The following is a 16695-nucleotide window of genomic DNA, read 5'->3' on the forward strand; positions in this document are numbered from 1 at the left end:
GAATTTATACCCCGTCCCTGATCGGCTGGCAACCGGGGTGGGTCGAAAATGCGGACAATCCGCGCGTTTTCAGAAAATTACGCGGATTGTCTGCGCCGCGATGCGGTTATGCCGTACCGCCGACCGTCATCTTGTCGATGCGCAGGGTCGGCTGGCCGACGCCGACCGGCACGCTCTGGCCTTCCTTGCCGCACACGCCGACGCCCGTGTCGAGCGACATGTCGTTGCCGATCATGCTCACGTACTTCAGCGATTCCGGGCCGCTGCCGATCAGCGTCGCGCCCTTCACCGGGTAGGTGATCTTGCCGTTCTCGATCATGTACGCCTCGGACGCCGAGAACACGAACTTGCCGTTCGTGATGTCGACCTGGCCGCCGCCGAAATTCACCGCGTACAGGCCGTTCTTCACCGACGCGATGATTTCCTGCGGATCCTTGTCGCCGTTCAGCATGTAGGTGTTGGTCATGCGCGGCATCGGCAGCGCCGCGTACGACTCGCGCCGGGCGTTGCCGGTGACGGGCATCTTCATCAGGCGCGCGTTCAGCGTGTCCTGGATGTAGCCCTTCAGGATGCCGTCCTCGATCAGCGTCGTGCACTGCGTCGGGTTGCCTTCGTCGTCGATGTTCAGCGAGCCGCGGCGGTTCGGCAGCGTGCCGTCGTCGACGACGGTCACGCCCTTCGCGGCGACCTGCTCGCCGATCCGGCCCGCGAACGCGGACGAACCCTTGCGGTTGAAGTCGCCCTCGAGGCCGTGGCCGATCGCCTCGTGCAGCAGCACGCCCGGCCAGCCCGGCCCGAGCACGACCGTCATCGCGCCGGCCGGCGCGGGGCGCGCGTCGAGGTTGACGAGCGCCGCGTGCACCGCGTCGTCGACGTAGCGCGACAGGATCTCGTCGGTGAAGTAGCCGTAGTCGAAGCGGCCGCCGCCGCCGCCGGAGCCGATCTCGCGGCGGCCGTTCTGCTCGGCGATCACCGTGACCGACACGCGCACGAGCGGGCGGATGTCGGCCGCGAGCGCGCCGTCGCTGCGCGCGACCAGCACGACGTCGTATTCGCCGGCGAGGCCCGCCATCACCTGCGTGATGCGCGGGTCGCGGCCGCGCGCCATCTGCTCGATGCGCTCGAGCAGCTTGACCTTGGCGGTCGCGTCGAGCGACGCGAGCGGGTCGGAGGGCAGGTACAGGTCGCGGCCCGAGATGCCCTTCAGCGCCGTGGCCGCCTTGATCTTCTGCCGGCCGCCGCCCGCCGCCGCGATCGCCTTGGTGGCCGCGGCCGCCTGCGCGATCGCTTCCGGCGACAGGTCGTCCGAGTACGCGAACGCGGTGCGGTCGCCCGCGACCGCGCGCACGCCGACGCCCTGGTCGATGCTGAAGCTGCCCGACTTGACGATGCCTTCCTCGAGGCTCCACGCCTCGCTGCGGGTCGCCTGGAAGTACAGGTCCGCATAGTCGACGCGATGCGTGAAGATGTCGGCGATCGTGCGCGTGAGCAGGCTCTCGTCGAGGCCGTACGGCGTGAGGAGGATGTCCTTCGCCAGCGCCAGATTGCGGATGCCGGGTTCGATGATGTTCATGCGGGTATCGGGAGTTCTCAAAAGGTTGTCGGGTGCTTCTGGGCAGATGGGTGGGCCGCGCGGCGTTTCAAGCGGTGCCGGCCGTTCAGGTCAGCACGCGATGCCGCCACGCGGGCAGGCTCTGGCGTACGTCGGCGATGCGTTGTGGGTCGAGCGCGCCGCTCACGACGCTCGCGCCTTCGTCGCGCACCGCGACGATCTCGCCCCACGGGTCGATCAGCATGCTGTGGCCCCAGGTGCGCCGGCCGTTCTCGTGCCTGCCGCCCTGGGCGGCCGCGAGCACGTAGCACTGGTTCTCGACGGCCCGCGCGCGCAGCAGCGTTTCCCAGTGCGCACGGCCCGTCGTATAGGTAAACGCCGACGGCACCACGATCAGCGCGCAGTCGCCCATCCTGCGATACAGCTCCGGAAAGCGCAGATCGTAACAGACCGACAGCCCGACCCGGCCGAACGGCGCGTCGAACGCGACCACCGTGTCGCCGGGGCGGATCGTGCGCGCCTCGTCGAACGATTCGTCGCCTTTTGCGAAGTTGAACAGGTGGATCTTGTCGTAGCGGGCCGCTTCCCGGCCGTCCGGGTCGAACACGAGCGTCGTGTTCAGCACGCGGTCGGGCTCGGGCGCCTTCAGCGGCAGCGTGCCGCCGATCACCCACACGCGGTGGCGGCGCGCGGCGTCGGCCAGGAACTGCTGGATCGGGCCGTCGCGGTAGGCCTCGGCGAGCGCGAGCTTGTCGGTGTCGCGGTGGCCCATGAAGCAGAAATACTCGGGCAGCAGCACGAGCTGCGCGCCTTCCTCGGCGGCTTCCGCGACCAGGCGGCCGGCTTCGGCGAGATTGCGCGCGACGTCCGGGGTGCTCACCATCTGCAGCGCGGCGACCCGGAAGGGCGTGGCGGAAAGGGAGGAGTCGGTCATCGCGAAATAGGTTGCGTCATAAATGGGGTGCGGCCCGGCAGCACGCGCGGCGCGCCGACCTCAGCGGTTCGTCGCATCGGCCGCATCGCGATTCATCTTACCCTGATCGCCCCGCACCCGCTCGATGTGCGGATGCGCCCACGAGCCGGTGATCGCGTAGTCGAGCGCGAACGCATGCGACAGCGTCTCCGACAGCGCGTAGTTCGCGGCCAGCACGCCGACGCCCAGCAGCGGGTTGATGACGGCCGCCGCGATCGCGGCCGCGCCCGCGCCGATCTTCGGCGCGACGTGCGCATGCAGGTCCTGGGTCTCGGTGCCGAGATCGACCGCGCCGCGCACGGTGACGTTCGCGGGCCCGGTCGTCATCGTGAAGTCGTCGGTGCGCGCGATCCCGTTCGAGATCCGGCTCGTGCCGGTGATCTTGTCGAACGGCAGGCCCTTGCCGATCACGTCGCGGAAATTCAGCGTCAGGAAGCGCGCGAGGCTTTGCAGGCTCAGCACGCCGAGCAGCTTGGCGGCGCCCGGATCGACCTTGAGGATCTGGCCGTGTTCGAGGTCGAGCGCGACCTGGCCGCCGAGCGACGGGAAGTCGAGCGCGGTCGGGCCGCCGCGCCAGCCGACCTTGCCGGTCACCGTGCCGTGGCCGTTCGCGAGCGTGCGCGGCAGCCCGACGCGGTCGAGCAGCGCGCCCGCATCGTCGACGGCGAGCTTGAAGTCGAACACGCTGCGGCGCGGCGCATCGTTCTCGTCGACGCCGCGGGCGAGCGCGCGGCGCGACGTGCGCCAGTTGCCGGTCGCGGTGAGCTTGGCGGCCGGGTTCGACAGTTCCAGCTTGTCGAGCTGCCACACCGGCGTGCCGTCCTCGTCGATGTTGCGCGCGTTGACGACGAGGCGGCCGATGTCGTGGTTGCGCGCGACGACCTGGTCGACGATCAGGTCGACCGACGGCATCGGGCGGTCGGTCGGCGTCGGCAGGTTCATCGCGCGGCCGACCAGGTCGTGCTGCGCGCTGTCCGGGATCACGAGCTTCGCGAGCCGCGCGTTCAGCACGCCGGCGCCGTTGTGGCCGCCGCCCGGCGCCCACGACAGGTAGCCCGACACCTGGTTCGACGCGATGTTGGCCTGCCACAGCTCGTCGACGTGCGACGCGCCGACGATCACGTTTTCCCAGTTGCGCTTGAGCAGCTTCAGCGTGCCGAAGTGCAGCGCGAAGCGCTTCGGCGTGAAGCTCGCGAGATCGACGCGCGACGCGGCCGGCGGCTGCGCCGCCGCGCGCGGCGTGTCGGGCCGCAGCGTGCGGGCGAGTGCGAGCCATGCGTCGGCGTCCAGCTCGTCGACGTCGACGGCCGCGCTCACGCCGTCCTGCGGCATGTCGGGCATCCGGTGGATGCCCATCGCGCCGCGCACCGCGCGCAGCGGCTGGCCGCGCGTCGCGTCGAGCAGGTAGGTGGCCGACACCGGGCCGAGCGTCAGCGCCGCGTGTTCGAGGCGCTGGCCGCCGTCCTGCGGCGCCGGCTGCAGCGTGAAGCTGAACGGCATCGGCGTGCCGGCCGGCTTCGCGAACGGCGCCGGGAAGTTCAGCGCGACGCCCGTCAGGTCGGAGTGCGCGCTGATGTTGGGCAGGCGGCCCGGCGCGCCGCGCACCGCGAGCCGGTACGGCGCGTCGCCGACCACGTGTTCGAGCAGCGCCGCGGCGCCGCCGCGCAGGTTCAGTCCGCGCGCCGCGTCGAGCGCGAGCCGGCCGTCGACGTCCACCGCGTACGGGCCGTGCGACTTGAAGCTGCCGTTCGCGCGCACCGGGCCGCCGATGAAGCGCCCGGACAGGTCGTGCAGCGACGCGCCGGCTTCGGTGAAACGCACCTGGCCGCGCAGCGCGGACAGCGGCGGCACGCCGTCGGTCGACAGCGTATTGCCGCCGAACGCGAGCGCGCCTTCGATATGCGTGTGCGGATGCGGGACGTGCTGCGGGATCGTCAGCTTGAGCGCGAGCGATGCCGGGCCCTGCGCGTCGATCCGCTCGCCGATGTGGTTGCTCATCACGCCGAGCGAGCTGTTGTTCGCGTAGTCGATCAGGTCGGCGAGCGGGCCGTGTGCGTGGCCGTCGATCACGAGCGGCGACTTCGACGGATTGCCGAGATCGTCGATCCGGCCGCTCACCTTGGTCAGCGCGACGCGCTTGTAATGGGCGCGGTCGATGTCGAAGCGCAGCTTGTTCTGCGCGAGCTCGAACACGCCGTCGATGCCGTCGAGCGCCGGCCATACGCTCGGCGTGCCGTTCGCGAGCTTGCGCGGCGGATACGGCGTCGGCTCGAAGCGGCCGCCGGTGAACGGCGCGACGATATGGAACACGCCGGCCGTCGGCTCGTGCTCGAACGGGAATTTCTCGAGCGGGCCGCGCGCGACGATCGACGCGCCCTTCGCGACCTGGCCGTCCTGCAGCGCATGGCCGAGGTACTGGCGCAGGTGCTCGGACATCCCGGTCGGCAGGTAGCGCGGAATCCGGGCGACCGACGCGCGCGCGAAATCGGCGCGCAGGTCGAGCGTGCCGCGGCCGTGGCCGGGGTTCGTATAGCTGCCCGATACCGCGATCTCGGCGTCGGGATTCGAGACGAACAGGTCGGGCAGCGACACGTCGACGCGCGCGTGCTTGTCGCCCGGCGCCGGCGTGATCGTCCATTTCGCGTTGCCGCGCAGCCGGTCGAACGTCAGGCGCGGCTCGTCGAATTCGCCCGGCACCGTGACGGCCGCGTTGACGGTGTCGAATTTCGCGGCGCCGCCGGTCTCGTTCGCGTCGACGTGGCCCCACAGGTTCTCGACGCCCGGCCAGCCGGCGCGCGGGTGGCCGCGCGGCGACAGGCCCGGCGGCGGCTCCTGCGCGGCGACGCTGATGCCCTGCAGGTCGCCGAGGAAGCGGTAGCGCACGATCGGCGCGGCGCCGGTGCGCCGCTCCTCTTCGGCCAGTTCGGCGCTCGCCGGCTTCGCCCGTTCGACCTCGATGTGATAGTTCGACACCATTCCGCGCGGGTCGAGCTTGATCAGCTCGTTGCGCAGGCGCGCCGGCAGCGGCAGGCCGCGGATGAATTCGCTGAGGATGCCGAGGTCGACGCGGTCGCCGACGACGCTGAGCAGCTGCCCCTGGCTGGCGGTCGGCACGCGGTAGCGGGCCGTCAGCGTCGACAGCGCGAGCGAGCGCGACAGCGGCGTGCCGTCGTCGAGCGGCGGCTGCCCCAGTTCCGCGTTGAAGTGCGTCAGGTGCAGCGTGTAGTCGTGGCCGGTGTCCATCGCCATGTCCCAGCCGAACCCGACCGTCGGCACGTCGAGCCGCGGCTGCGTCGGGCGCACGCGCAGCGCGACGTCGGCGCCCTGCAGGTCGCCGCCCGCCGAGCGCAGCCGGCCGTCGCGGAAGGTCGCCCAGATCGCGTTGTCGATCCGCCCCGCGTGGATCGTCAGCGGCATGTCGAGATAGCGGGCGAGGGTCTGCAGGTCGACCGGGCCGGTCGACAGATACGCGTCGCCGGTCCAGTTCGACGGCTTGCCGACCGGCGCGAGCGCCTTGTGCGTGAAGCGCGCGCGGAAATCGAGCGGGCCCAGCAGCAGCGTGCCGTTGGCGGGCGCCTGCAGCGCGGCCTTGTGGACGCGGCCGCTGTTGAGCACCGCGAGCCGGATGCCCGACAGCGCGAGTTCCGGTGCGTCGTGCTGCGCGTCGCGCCAGCGCAGCGTGCCGCCGCGCAGCACGATCGCCTCCTGTTTCAGCAGCCAGGTGCTGAAGGTCGCATTGCCGCCGTGGGTGGTCGCGACGTCGACGCCCGCGACGCTCAGCGAGCCGTCGGCCGCGCGTGCGACGACGAGGTCGGGCTGGTCGACGATCAGGCTCGACAGCGCGGGCGACAGCCGCAGCAGCGACATCCACGACAGCGCGGCGGTCGCATGCGGCACCGACAGCGCGATCCGGCCGTCGTGGCCGCGAATCGTCAGGTTCGTGAGTTCGACGCCCGGCTGCATGCCGGACCAGTGCGGAGACAGTTTGCCGATTGAAAGCTGCGCATGGAGCTTGTCGGACACCGCGCGCTCGATGCGCGGGCGGAATTCGTCGATGCGCGGTAGCAGCACGTAGCGCAGCCCGAGGAAGGCGCCGGACGCGACGAAGTAGGTGCCGATTCCGACCGCCAGCGTCACTTTGAACACGCGACGCAGGACCGGATGATCGTGCTTCGGAGTTCCCGCATCGGGTGCTGCTACGGCGGATTCCTGACGGTCGGACATGCGGCGGACGGGCGGCGATATGGTAGTTTTGCAGACTGACGTTGAAATGTATCACACGGGTTCGTGCCGGCGGCCGTTGCGGCAGATCGGCACGGGCTTTCCGGCGCGCGGTGTCGCGACGGGCGCAGCGGCGCCCGGCGAGGCCGCGCCGAGTCCAAGAGGCCGGCCGGCGGCGGTGCGCGCGAGCGCGTTCCGCTGCGGCCGGCCTTACCGCCAGGCCCGCTTCTCGATGACCGACGCTTCCGCCCTGATCAGCACGTCCTATTCCCGTTACCTTGCCCGCGCGGCTGCCGCGCGCCCCGCGCTGGCCGCGCAGATCGCCGCGTGGGCCGCCGCGCCGCTCACGCGCGCGCAGCAGGACGCGCGCCTTACCGAGCTGCTCGGCGCGTCGGCCGGCACGGCCGCGCCGTCCGAGGATCAGCTCAAGCGTGCGCTCCGGCAGCTGCGCGCGGAGGTGTTCGGCGCGGTCGCCGAGCGCGACCTGCGCGGTCTGGCGGACGTCGCCGAGGTGACGGGCGCGATGACCGATCTCGCCGAGGTGGCCGTGCAGCGCTCGCTCGCGCTGCTGTCGGCCGAGCTCGAGGCGCTGTACGGCGAGCCGCGCGGCACGGACGGCCAGCGCGTGGTGCTCGGCGTGGTCGGGATGGGCAAGCTCGGCGGGCGCGAGCTGAACGTGTCGTCGGACATCGACCTGATCTTCGTCTACGAGGACGACGGCGAGACGACCGGCGGCGCGCGCTCGCCGCTGTCCACGCAGGAATACTTCACGCGGCTCGGGCGCCGGCTGATCGGCGTGCTGTCCGAGGTCACGGCCGACGGCTACGTGTTTCGCGTCGACATGCGGCTGCGTCCGAACGGCGATTCCGGGCCGCTCGTCTGCAGCCTCGGGATGCTCGAGGAGTATTTCTACGTGCAGGGGCGCGAGTGGGAGCGCTATGCGTGGATCAAGGGGCGGCTCGTGTCGGAAGGCGCGAGCGATGCGGCGCAGCGGCTCGAGGCGCAGCTCGAGTCGATCGTGAAACCGTTCGTCTACCGGCGCTATCTCGATTTCGGCGTGATCGGCGCGATCCGCTCGCTGCACCAGCAGATTCGCCAGGAAGCCGCGCGCCGCGCGTCGATGCGGCCGGACAAGGCCGACGACATCAAGCTCGGGCGCGGCGGGATCCGCGAGATCGAATTCAGCGCGCAGGTGTTCCAGCTGATTCGCGGCGGCCAGGACGCCGGCTTCCGCGTGCGGCCGACGCTCGCGGTGCTGGGCCATGCGCAGGCGCGCGGGCTGATCGGCGACGACGTGCGGGCGCGGCTGACTGACGCGTACAACTTCCTGCGCACGCTCGAGCACCGGCTGCAGTACCGCAACGACGCGCAGACGCACGCGATGCCGGTCGAGCCCGACGAGCGCGCGGCGCTGGCCGCGTCGCTCGGCTTTGCCGACTATGCGGCGTTGATGACGGTGCTCGACGGCCACCGCGGTTTCGTCGAGGCGCAGTTCGACCAGATCTTCGCGGACAAGGTGAACGGCGGCGGCGCCTGCGGCGCCGGCGAGGACACGGCAGCCGCATGGATCTGGAGCGGCGCGCTTGCCGACGACGGCGAGGACGACGCGCTGCTGGCGCGCCTCGACGGGCTCGGCTTTGCCGATCCGGCAGCGGTGCTCGCACGGCTGCGCGCGATCTGGCAGTCGTCGCGCTATACGGGGTTGCCGGAAAAGAGCCGCCAGCGCTTCGACAGCGTCGCGCAGCGCGCGCTGGAGGCCGCGCCGAAGATCGACGCCGCGCGCCGCGACGACACGATCGTGCGACTGTTCGACCTGCTCGAGACGGTCAGCCGGCGCGGCGTCTATCTCGCGCTGCTGACCGAATACCCGGCCGCGCTCGACCGCGTGCTGTCGGTGCTCGGCGCGACGCGCTGGGGCGGCGGCTACCTGATTCGCCATCCGCAGCTGCTCGACGAACTGCTCGACGACGAGGCGATCGCCAGCCCGTTCGACTGGCCCGCGTTCAAGGCTGCGCTGCGCGCGCGCCTCGCGGCGGCCGACGGCCCCGAGCAGCAGATGGACCTGTTGCGGCACGCGCAGCACGCGGAGGTGTTCCGCATCCTGCTGATCGACCTGGCGGGGCAGCTGTCGGTCGAGCACGTGAGCGACCGCCTGTCCGAACTGGCCGACGCGGTGCTCGACGTGACGATCGAAGTCGTCTGGTCGCAGCTCGCGAAGCGCCACCGCGAGGTGCCGAAGTTCGCGGTGATCGCGTACGGCAAGCTCGGCGGCAAGGAGCTCGGCTACGCGTCGGATCTGGACCTGATCTTTTTGTACGACGATCCGGACGAGCGCTCGGCCGACGTCTACACGACCTTCACGCGCCGGCTCATCACCTGGCTGACGACCGCGACCGGCGCGGGGGCGCTGTTCGACATCGACCTGCGGCTGCGGCCGAACGGCGAGGCCGGGCTGCTCGTCACCGATCTCGACGCGTTCCGGCGCTACCAGCTGCGCGAAGGCGATGCGGCCAATACCGCATGGGTCTGGGAGCACCAGGCGCTGACGCGCGCGCGCTACAGCGCGGGCGACGCGCAGATCGGCGCGGACTTCGAGGCGATCCGGCAGCAGGTGCTGACGACGCCGCGCGACGGCGCCGTGCTCGCGAAGGAAATCGTCGACATGCGCGGCAAGGTGTTCGCGGGCCACCCGAACCACACCGAGCTGTTCGACCTGAAGCACGATCGCGGCGGGATGGTCGACATCGAGTTCATCGTCCAGTACTGGGTGCTGCTGCATGCGTCGAGCGATGCCGAGCTGATCCGCAACACCGGCAATATCGCGCTGCTGCGCGAGGTCGCGCGCTTCGGGCTGATGGGCGAGGACGAGGCCGAGCGCGTCGGCGCGGCGTACCGCACGTACCGGAAGCTGCAGCACAAGCTGCGGCTCGACGGCATGGAGAAGGCGCGCGTCGATCCGGCCGTGGTCGCCGACGAGCGCGCGGCCGTCACGGCGCTGTGGACGCGCGTGTTCGGTGCGCTTGAAACGGGCGTTTGAGCGGGGCGTTTGAGTCGGGCGTTTGAGGTGGCGCAGGAGCGGCGGCCGCCGCTCAGGCTGCCAGCATTTCCTTCGCGTGCTTGCGCGTGGTGGCCGTGATTTCGAGGCCGCCGAGCATCCGCGCGACTTCCTCGATCCGGCTTGCCCTGTCGAGCGGCGAGACCGTCGACACGGTGCCGCCGTGCGCGTCGGCGCCTTTCGCGACCTGGAAGTGGTGGTCGCCGCGTGCGGCGACCTGCGGCAGGTGCGTCACGCACAGCACCTGGCGGTCGCGTCCGAGCTGGTGCAGCAGGCGGCCGACCACCTCGGCGACGCCGCCGCCGATGCCGGTGTCCACTTCGTCGAAGATCAGCGTCGGCGTCGGGCTCGCGGCGCTCGCGATCACCGCGAGTGCGAGGCTGATCCGCGCGAGTTCGCCGCCCGATGCGACCTTCGCGAGCGGCCGCAGCGGCACGCCGGCATGCCCGGCGACGCGGAATTCGACCTGTTCGAGCCCGTGCGGGCCGCCGTCGGCGAGCGGCACGAGCGCGACCTCGAAGCTGCCGCCGGCCATCGACAGTTCCTGCATGCCGGCCGTCACCGCCGCGCCGAGCGCCTTGGCCGCCTGCGCGCGCGCCTTCGACAGGCGCTTCGCGTCGGCCAGATACGCTTCCCACGCCTTGGCCTGGGCGGCCTCCAGCGCGCCGAGATCGGCCGCCGCGTCGAGCGCGGCGAGCTGCGCGCGGCGCGCCGCGTGTTCCTCGTGCAGCGTGTCGGGCGGCAGCCGGAACTTGCGGGCGGTCGAATGCAGCGCGTCGACGCGTCGCTCGACCTGCGCGAGCCGCTCGGGATCGAGATCGAGGCGCTGCGCGTAGTGCGACAGCGAATAGACCGCTTCCTGCAGCTGGATCTCGGCCGGTTCGAGCGACGCGAGCGCGTCGCCGAGCGCGGCGTCGTAGTCGGCGAGGCTGCGCAGCTTCGACACGATCGCGCCGAGCTGCGCGAGCATCGCGTCGTCGGACTCCGACAGCGCGTTCAGCGCACCGCGCACGCCTTCGATCAGGTTCGCCGAATGCGACAGGCGCTTGTGCTCGCCGTTGATTTCGTCCCATTCGCCCGGCTGCGGCGCGAGCTTGTCGAGCTCGGCCAGCTGCCACGCGAGCTTTTCGCGTTCGAGCTGGAGTTCGCGCTCGTGCGCCTTCGCCGCGTCGATCGCCTGGGTGGCGTCGCGCCACACGCGCCACGCGCGCGCGACGTTCGCCGCCTCGGCGACGAGCCCCGCATGCGTGTCGAACAGCTCGCGCTGCGCGTCGGGCCGCATCAGCAGCTGGTGCGCGTGCTGGCCGTGGATGTCGACCAGCATCTCGCCGAGCTCGCGCAGCTGCGCGAGCGTCGCGCTGGTGCCGTTGACGAACGCGCGCGAACGCCCGTTCGCGTCGATCACGCGGCGCAGCATCACGGTGTCCTCGGTGTCGAACGCGTGCTCGTCGAGCCAGCGCGCGACGCGGTCGTGCGGCGTGAATTCGGCGGTGATGTCGGCGCGGCTGCAGCCGGTGCGCACGACGCTCGCGTCGGCGCGTTCGCCGAGCGCGAGCGCCAGCGCGTCGATCAGGATCGATTTGCCGGCGCCGGTTTCGCCGGAAAAGACGGTAAAGCCGCTGTCGAATTCGAGGTCGAGCGCGGCGACGATGACGAAGTCGCGGATCGAGAGGTGGCGGAGCATGGTGTCGGGCGGGACGGCGTCAGGACGCCTTGTCGTCTTCGTTCGAGGCGTGTTCGTTCCAGTGCAGCTTCTTGCGCAGCGTCGTGTAGTAGCTGTAGCCGATCGGGTGCAGGAACGGCACCGTGTGCTTCGAGCGGCGGACCTCGATCGTGTCGTTCAGTTCGAGCGACGTAAACGACTGCATGTCGAAGTTCACGTTGACGTCGCGGCCGCCGACGATCTGGATCGCGATCTTCGAATCGTCCGGCAGCACGATCGGCCGGTTCGACAGCGCGTGCGGCGCGATCGGCACCAGCACGATGCCCTGCAGCTGCGGATGCAGGATCGGCCCGGCCGACGACAGCGCGTACGCGGTCGAACCCGTCGGCGTGGCGACGATCAGGCCGTCCGAGCGCTGGTTGTACATGTACCGGCCGTCGACCGACGCGCGCAGCTCGACCATCCCGGAGAAGCCGCTGCGGTTCACGACGACGTCGTTGAACGCCAGCGCGTGGTAGATCGGTTCGCCGTCGCGCACGATCCGCGCCTCGAGCAGCGAGCGCTCCTCGCGCTCGAACTTGCCCGACAGCATCACCGGCACGAGCGCCTGCATGTCGGCCGCCGCGATGTCGGTGATGAAGCCCAGCCGCCCGTGGTTGATGCCGATCAGCGGCGTCCGGTACGGCGCGAGCTGGCGGCCGATGCCGAGCATCGTGCCGTCGCCGCCCAGCACGACCGCCACGTCGGCGCGCGCGCCGATCTCGGCCGGCGTGAGCGCCGGGTAGCCGGCGATGCCGATCTCGCGCGCGGTGTCGGCCTCGAAGACGACCTCGAAGCCCAGCTTCGCGACGCACGCGGCCAGGGTGGCGAGCGGCTCGGCGATGCCGGGCGTGTTGCTGCGGCCGACGAGCGCGACGGTGTTGAACTGATTACCGGTTTTCATGCCGGCATTACACCATAGCTCGTTGACGAAAAGAACCGGTCCTGCCCCGACGGGGCCGGATCGGGCCGGACCGCGCGGCAGTGGCCGCGGCCACTCGCCGCGGCCACTCGCCGCGGTCGCGCGGTTGCGCTAAAATTTTCCACCATGCTAGATCCTCGCGCACGAACCCTCCTGAAAACCCTGATCGAACGGTATATCGCCGACGGTCAGCCGGTCGGATCGCGCACGTTGTCCCGTTACTCCGGGCTCGAGCTGAGCCCGGCGACGATCCGCAACGTGATGTCCGACCTGGAGGAGCTCGGCCTCGTGTCGAGCCCGCACACGTCGGCCGGCCGCGTGCCGACGCCGCGCGGCTACCGCCTGTTCGTCGACACGATGCTGACGGTCGAAGGCGACGCCGACGCGGTCGCGCGGCAGGTGCAGACGCTGCTGCAGGCCGGCGAGCCGCAGCAGAAGGTGGTCGCGGCCGCGGCAAGCGTGCTGTCGAACCTGTCGCAGTTCGCCGGCGTCGTGCTGACGCCGCGCCGCAGCCACGTGTTCAAGCAGATCGAGTTCATGCGTCTGTCGGACAAGCGCATTCTGCTGATCATCGTCACGCCCGAGGGCGACGTGCAGAACCGGATGCTGGCGACGCCGCGCGACTACTCGCCGTCGCAGCTCACCGAGGCGTCCAACTACATCAACGCGCATTTCGCCGGCCTGTCGTTCGACGAGGTGCGCCGCCGCCTGCGCGACGAGATCGACCAGCTGCGCGGCGACATGACCGCGCTGATGCACGCGGCCGTGACGGCCAGCACCGAGGTGCCCGACACCGAGGACACCGTGCTCATTTCCGGCGAGCGCAACCTGCTCGAAGTGGCGGACCTTTCGTCCGACATGGCGCGGCTGCGCAAGCTGTTCGACGTGTTCGACCAAAAGACGGGCCTCCTGCAACTGCTCGACGTGTCGAGCCACGCCCAGGGCGTGCAGATCTTCATCGGCGGCGAATCGACGCTCGTGCCGATCGAGGAGATGAGCGTCGTCACCGCGCCTTACGAGGTGAACGGGAAGATCGTCGGCACGCTCGGCGTGATCGGCCCGACCCGCATGGCGTACAACCGCGTGATCCCGATCGTCGACATCACCGCGCGCCTGCTGTCGCTGACGCTGAGCCAGCAATAGCCATAGCCGCCGCCGCGGCCGACTCCACCCTCGTGCCGCCATCGTGCCGCGACGCCGTGCGCGCCGCCACTCGGCCGAACGGCCGGCCGACCGGCGCGAAGCGTGCCGCTATAATTGAAAGCCGTCCGGTTTCGTGCCCCGAGCACGTTCTTGCCCATGCGTTTCGATCTTGAGCCGCCTTCGAGCGTCGCGGCCGCCCACCGCATCGGCGTGCTGCTGATCAACCTCGGCACGCCCGACGCGCCCACGCCGCGTGCGGTGCGGCGCTATCTGGCCGAATTCCTGTCCGATCCCCGCGTCGTCGAAATTCCGCAGGCCGTCTGGCAGGTGCTGCTGCGCACGCTGATCCTGCCGCTGCGCGGCCGCGCGTCCGCGAAGAAATACGCGGCCGTGTGGATGCCCGAGGGCTCGCCGCTGCGCGTGTACACCGAGCGCCAGACCGACGGCGTGCGGCATCTGCTCGCGTCGAACGATTACCACGTGCTGGTCGATCATGCGATGCGCTACGGCAGCCCGAGCATTGCGCAGGCGCTTGCGCAGTTCAAGCGCGCGGGCGTGGAGCGCGTGCTGCTGATGCCGATGTACCCGCAATACTCGGCCTCGACCACGGCGACGGCGTTCGACGCCGCGTTCGCCGCGCTCGCGCGCATGCGCAACCAGCCGGAAGTGCGCACGGTGCGCCACTACGCCGACCATCCGGCCTATATCCACGCGCTCGCCGAGCAGGTGCGCCAGTACTGGGCGCAGCACGGCCGGCCCGATTTCGCGGCCGGCGACAAGCTCGTGCTGAGCTTCCACGGCGTGCCGAAGCGCACGCTCGACCTCGGCGATCCGTATCACGACCAGTGCCAGCAGACGGGCGCGCTGCTGACGACCGCGCTCGGGCTGTCGACGATCGAATGCCGCGTGACGTTCCAGTCGCGCTTCGGCAAGGCGGAATGGCTGCAGCCGTACACCGCGCCGACGCTGCGCGAGCTCGGCGAGGCCGGCGTGCGGCGCGCCGACGTGTTCTGTCCCGGTTTTACCGCCGATTGTCTGGAGACGATCGAGGAGATCGGCATGGAAGTGCGCGACGAGTTCATCGCGGGCGGCGGCAAGACCTTCCACCGGATTCCGTGCCTGAACGCCGCGCCGGCATGGATCGGCGCGCTCGGCGAGATCGTCGCCGAGAATCTGCAGGGCTGGCCCGCGCGGGCCGCGCAACCCGAAACGGTGAGCTGATGAATTACAGGATTTCCACGGAACCGGGCGCGAAGCTGCGCATCGACAAATGGCTGTGGGCCGCGCGCTTCTTCAAGACGCGCTCGCTCGCGTCCGACGCGGTCGACAAGGGGCACGTGAAGATCGGCGGCGCGGCGGTCAAGCCGTCGAAGGACGTGCGCGTCGGCGACGAAGTCGAGATTGCGATCGACGGCCTCGTCTGGCACATTGCCGTGCTCGGCATTTGCGACGTGCGCGGGCCGGCGGCCATCGCGCAGACGCTCTACGAGGAAACCGAAGCGGGGCGGGCGGCGCGGCTCGCCGAACTGGAGCGGCGCCGCACCTATCGCGAGCCGGCGGCCGAGCTGCACGGCCGGCCGACCAAGCGCGATCGGCGGATCATCGACAGATTTTCTGGTGGGAGCTGAACGCGTGGTCGAACGTCGCCAGCGCGCCGCCGTATTCGGTCGTGCGGTCGGTCACGGCTCCCGACAGGCAAATGGTGGTGGTGCCGGCAATGAGTACCAGCGCGACCACCGAGATCGCAAAGGTCAGTTTCACGGTACTCCCCCTCGACAAGAAGGGTGAAAACGGCGCCAGGTGGATGTCAGGCGGCGGTCAGCTAGGGTAAACGCGCTTTTCCGACGCTTGGATCGAGTGTAGTGCAGCGGCTGGTGCGGAGCTAGTCCCTCGCAGGTAAGCGTTGTTACAGGCCGTTTCCCGCGGTTTGGCCACCTATGCGCGCAATGCACCGGCGAAGCGCCGGTTGTTTCCCGGCATTGCCGAATGGCGGCGAATCTCCCTCTTGAAACCGGGGTTTTCGCCCTTATCTGCCCCAACAATGTGCGGCGCCGCCGGTATACGATCCGGCGGTTGCCGATTTGGCTTCAACCTCTAATCGACTTTCAGCGACATGGAAAACACGCAAGAGAACCCGGCATCCCAATCGGCCGAAGACACCGGCAGCGAGACGCAGGCGACGCAAGGCGCGGCTCCCGCCGCGGAAGCAGCCGACGCGGCGCTGGCCGAGGCTCAAGCCAAGGTCGCCGAGCTCCAGGAAAGCTTCCTGCGGGCGAAGGCCGAAACCGAGAACGTTCGCCGCCGCGCGCAGGACGACGTCGCGAAGGCTCACAAGTTTGCGATCGAAAGCTTCGCCGAGCACCTGCTGCCGGTGCTGGACAGCCTCGAGGCGGCCGTCGGCGACACCTCGGGCGACATCACGAAGGTGCGCGAAGGCGTCGAGCTGACGCTGCGCCAGCTGACGAGCGCGCTCGAAAAGGGCCGCGTCGTCGCGATCAACCCGGTCGGCGAGAAGTTCGATCCGCACCAGCACCAGGCGATTTCGATGGTGCCGGCCGAGCAGGAGCCGAACACCGTCGTGTCGGTGCTGCAAAAGGGCTATATGATCGCCGACCGCGTGCTGCGTCCGGCGCTCGTCACGGTCGCGCAGCCGAAGTAAGGACGCCGCGATGCTGCCCGCCGGCGTCGATCCGGCCGCGTTCGACGCGTTCGACATGCAGGCGCTGTCCGCCGGCACGTTCGACGCGGGCATCGCCGGCGCGGGCGACGCGCTCGCGGTGGTGTTCTTCTGGGGCGTCGACTGCTTCAACTGCGAGATCGCGAAGAGGGCGATGCTCGCGCAGCCCGACGCGATTCGCGCGCTGGGCCTGAAGTGGTTCCACTGCAACGTGTACGAGCACCATGAGCTGGGGCGCCGCTTCGGGCTGCACGGCGTGCCGACGTGGTTCTTCTTTCATCGCGGCAAGCGGCTGGGCCGCGCGACCGGCTGGCATGGCCTCGCGCAGTTCGAGGCCGCCGTTGCGGCTGCGCGCGCGAAGATCGCGGCGGCGGCCGGAGCGACGCCTGCGACGGGCGATCCCGCTTCGCACGGTGATTGAAAAAATTTAATATCCGCATCGCTTGTCGG

At 70.2% G+C, this 16695-nt stretch carries 12 protein-coding genes; 6 read left to right on the forward strand and 6 right to left on the reverse strand.

Features of this window, described 5'->3' with window-relative positions; translation table 11 throughout:
• Positions 1-106 precede the first annotated feature (106 nt).
• The 3 genes from tldD to WS57_RS21170 form a co-directional block, all read right to left on the reverse strand.
• Entirely contained in the window at positions 107-1573 is a 1467-nt protein-coding gene (tldD, locus tag WS57_RS21160; RefSeq protein WP_040126684.1) for a metalloprotease TldD, read from the reverse strand.
• Positions 1574-1658: 85 nt separating this feature from the next.
• Positions 1659-2486 (reverse strand): carbon-nitrogen hydrolase family protein, encoded by an 828-nt coding sequence (locus tag WS57_RS21165; RefSeq protein WP_059513086.1) that lies wholly within the window; start codon positions 2484-2486, stop codon positions 1659-1661.
• 60 nt (positions 2487-2546) lie between these two features.
• Entirely contained in the window at positions 2547-6749 is a 4203-nt protein-coding gene (locus tag WS57_RS21170) for a YhdP family protein (RefSeq protein ID WP_069244794.1), read from the reverse strand.
• 229 nt (positions 6750-6978) lie between these two features.
• Between WS57_RS21170 and glnE the strand changes: the two genes are divergently transcribed.
• On the forward strand, positions 6979-9783 hold the full coding sequence (glnE, locus tag WS57_RS21175) for a bifunctional [glutamate--ammonia ligase]-adenylyl-L-tyrosine phosphorylase/[glutamate--ammonia-ligase] adenylyltransferase (protein ID WP_059604054.1): 2805 nt from the start codon (positions 6979-6981) through the stop codon (positions 9781-9783).
• Positions 9784-9835: 52 nt separating this feature from the next.
• Here the strand turns inward: glnE and recN are convergent, their stop codons facing one another.
• Positions 9836-11485: a DNA repair protein RecN gene (gene recN / locus WS57_RS21180; RefSeq protein WP_059513084.1), complete on the reverse strand. Its 1650-nt coding sequence runs from the start codon at positions 11483-11485 to the stop codon at positions 9836-9838.
• A 19-nt stretch (positions 11486-11504) separates the two neighbouring features.
• On the reverse strand, positions 11505-12407 hold the full coding sequence (locus WS57_RS21185; protein WP_040126688.1) for an NAD kinase: 903 nt from the start codon (positions 12405-12407) through the stop codon (positions 11505-11507).
• Positions 12408-12551: 144 nt separating this feature from the next.
• Between WS57_RS21185 and hrcA the strand changes: the two genes are divergently transcribed.
• The 3 genes from hrcA (at position 12552) to WS57_RS21200 (ending at position 15196) form a co-directional block, all read left to right on the forward strand.
• Positions 12552-13568: a heat-inducible transcriptional repressor HrcA gene (hrcA, locus tag WS57_RS21190; protein WP_009693593.1), complete on the forward strand. Its 1017-nt coding sequence runs from the start codon at positions 12552-12554 to the stop codon at positions 13566-13568.
• Between the two features lie 156 nt (positions 13569-13724).
• A complete protein-coding gene (hemH, locus tag WS57_RS21195; protein WP_040126689.1) occupies positions 13725-14789 on the forward strand; it encodes a ferrochelatase in 1065 nt (354 codons plus the stop codon).
• Positions 14789-15196: an RNA-binding S4 domain-containing protein gene (locus WS57_RS21200; protein ID WP_009693595.1), complete on the forward strand. Its 408-nt coding sequence runs from the start codon at positions 14789-14791 to the stop codon at positions 15194-15196. Before hemH ends, WS57_RS21200 begins: the two co-directional genes overlap by 1 nt.
• Here WS57_RS21200 and WS57_RS37670 read toward each other — a convergent pair.
• Positions 15168-15329 (reverse strand): hypothetical protein, encoded by a 162-nt coding sequence (locus WS57_RS37670; protein WP_009693596.1) that lies wholly within the window; start codon positions 15327-15329, stop codon positions 15168-15170. The two genes, WS57_RS21200 and WS57_RS37670, sit on opposite strands and share 29 nt — an antisense overlap.
• 352 nt (positions 15330-15681) lie before the next feature.
• On the opposite strand from WS57_RS37670, the gene grpE reads away from it, so the two are divergent.
• Positions 15682-16227, forward strand: coding sequence for a nucleotide exchange factor GrpE (grpE, locus tag WS57_RS21205; RefSeq protein ID WP_009693598.1), 546 nt, complete (start codon positions 15682-15684; stop codon positions 16225-16227).
• Between the two features lie 10 nt (positions 16228-16237).
• Positions 16238-16666, forward strand: coding sequence for a thioredoxin family protein (locus WS57_RS21210; RefSeq protein WP_009693599.1), 429 nt, complete (start codon positions 16238-16240; stop codon positions 16664-16666).
• Positions 16667-16695: the final 29 nt, after the last annotated feature.

Source organism: Burkholderia pseudomultivorans, assembly GCF_001718415.1.
Taxonomy (GTDB): domain Bacteria; phylum Pseudomonadota; class Gammaproteobacteria; order Burkholderiales; family Burkholderiaceae; genus Burkholderia; species Burkholderia pseudomultivorans_A.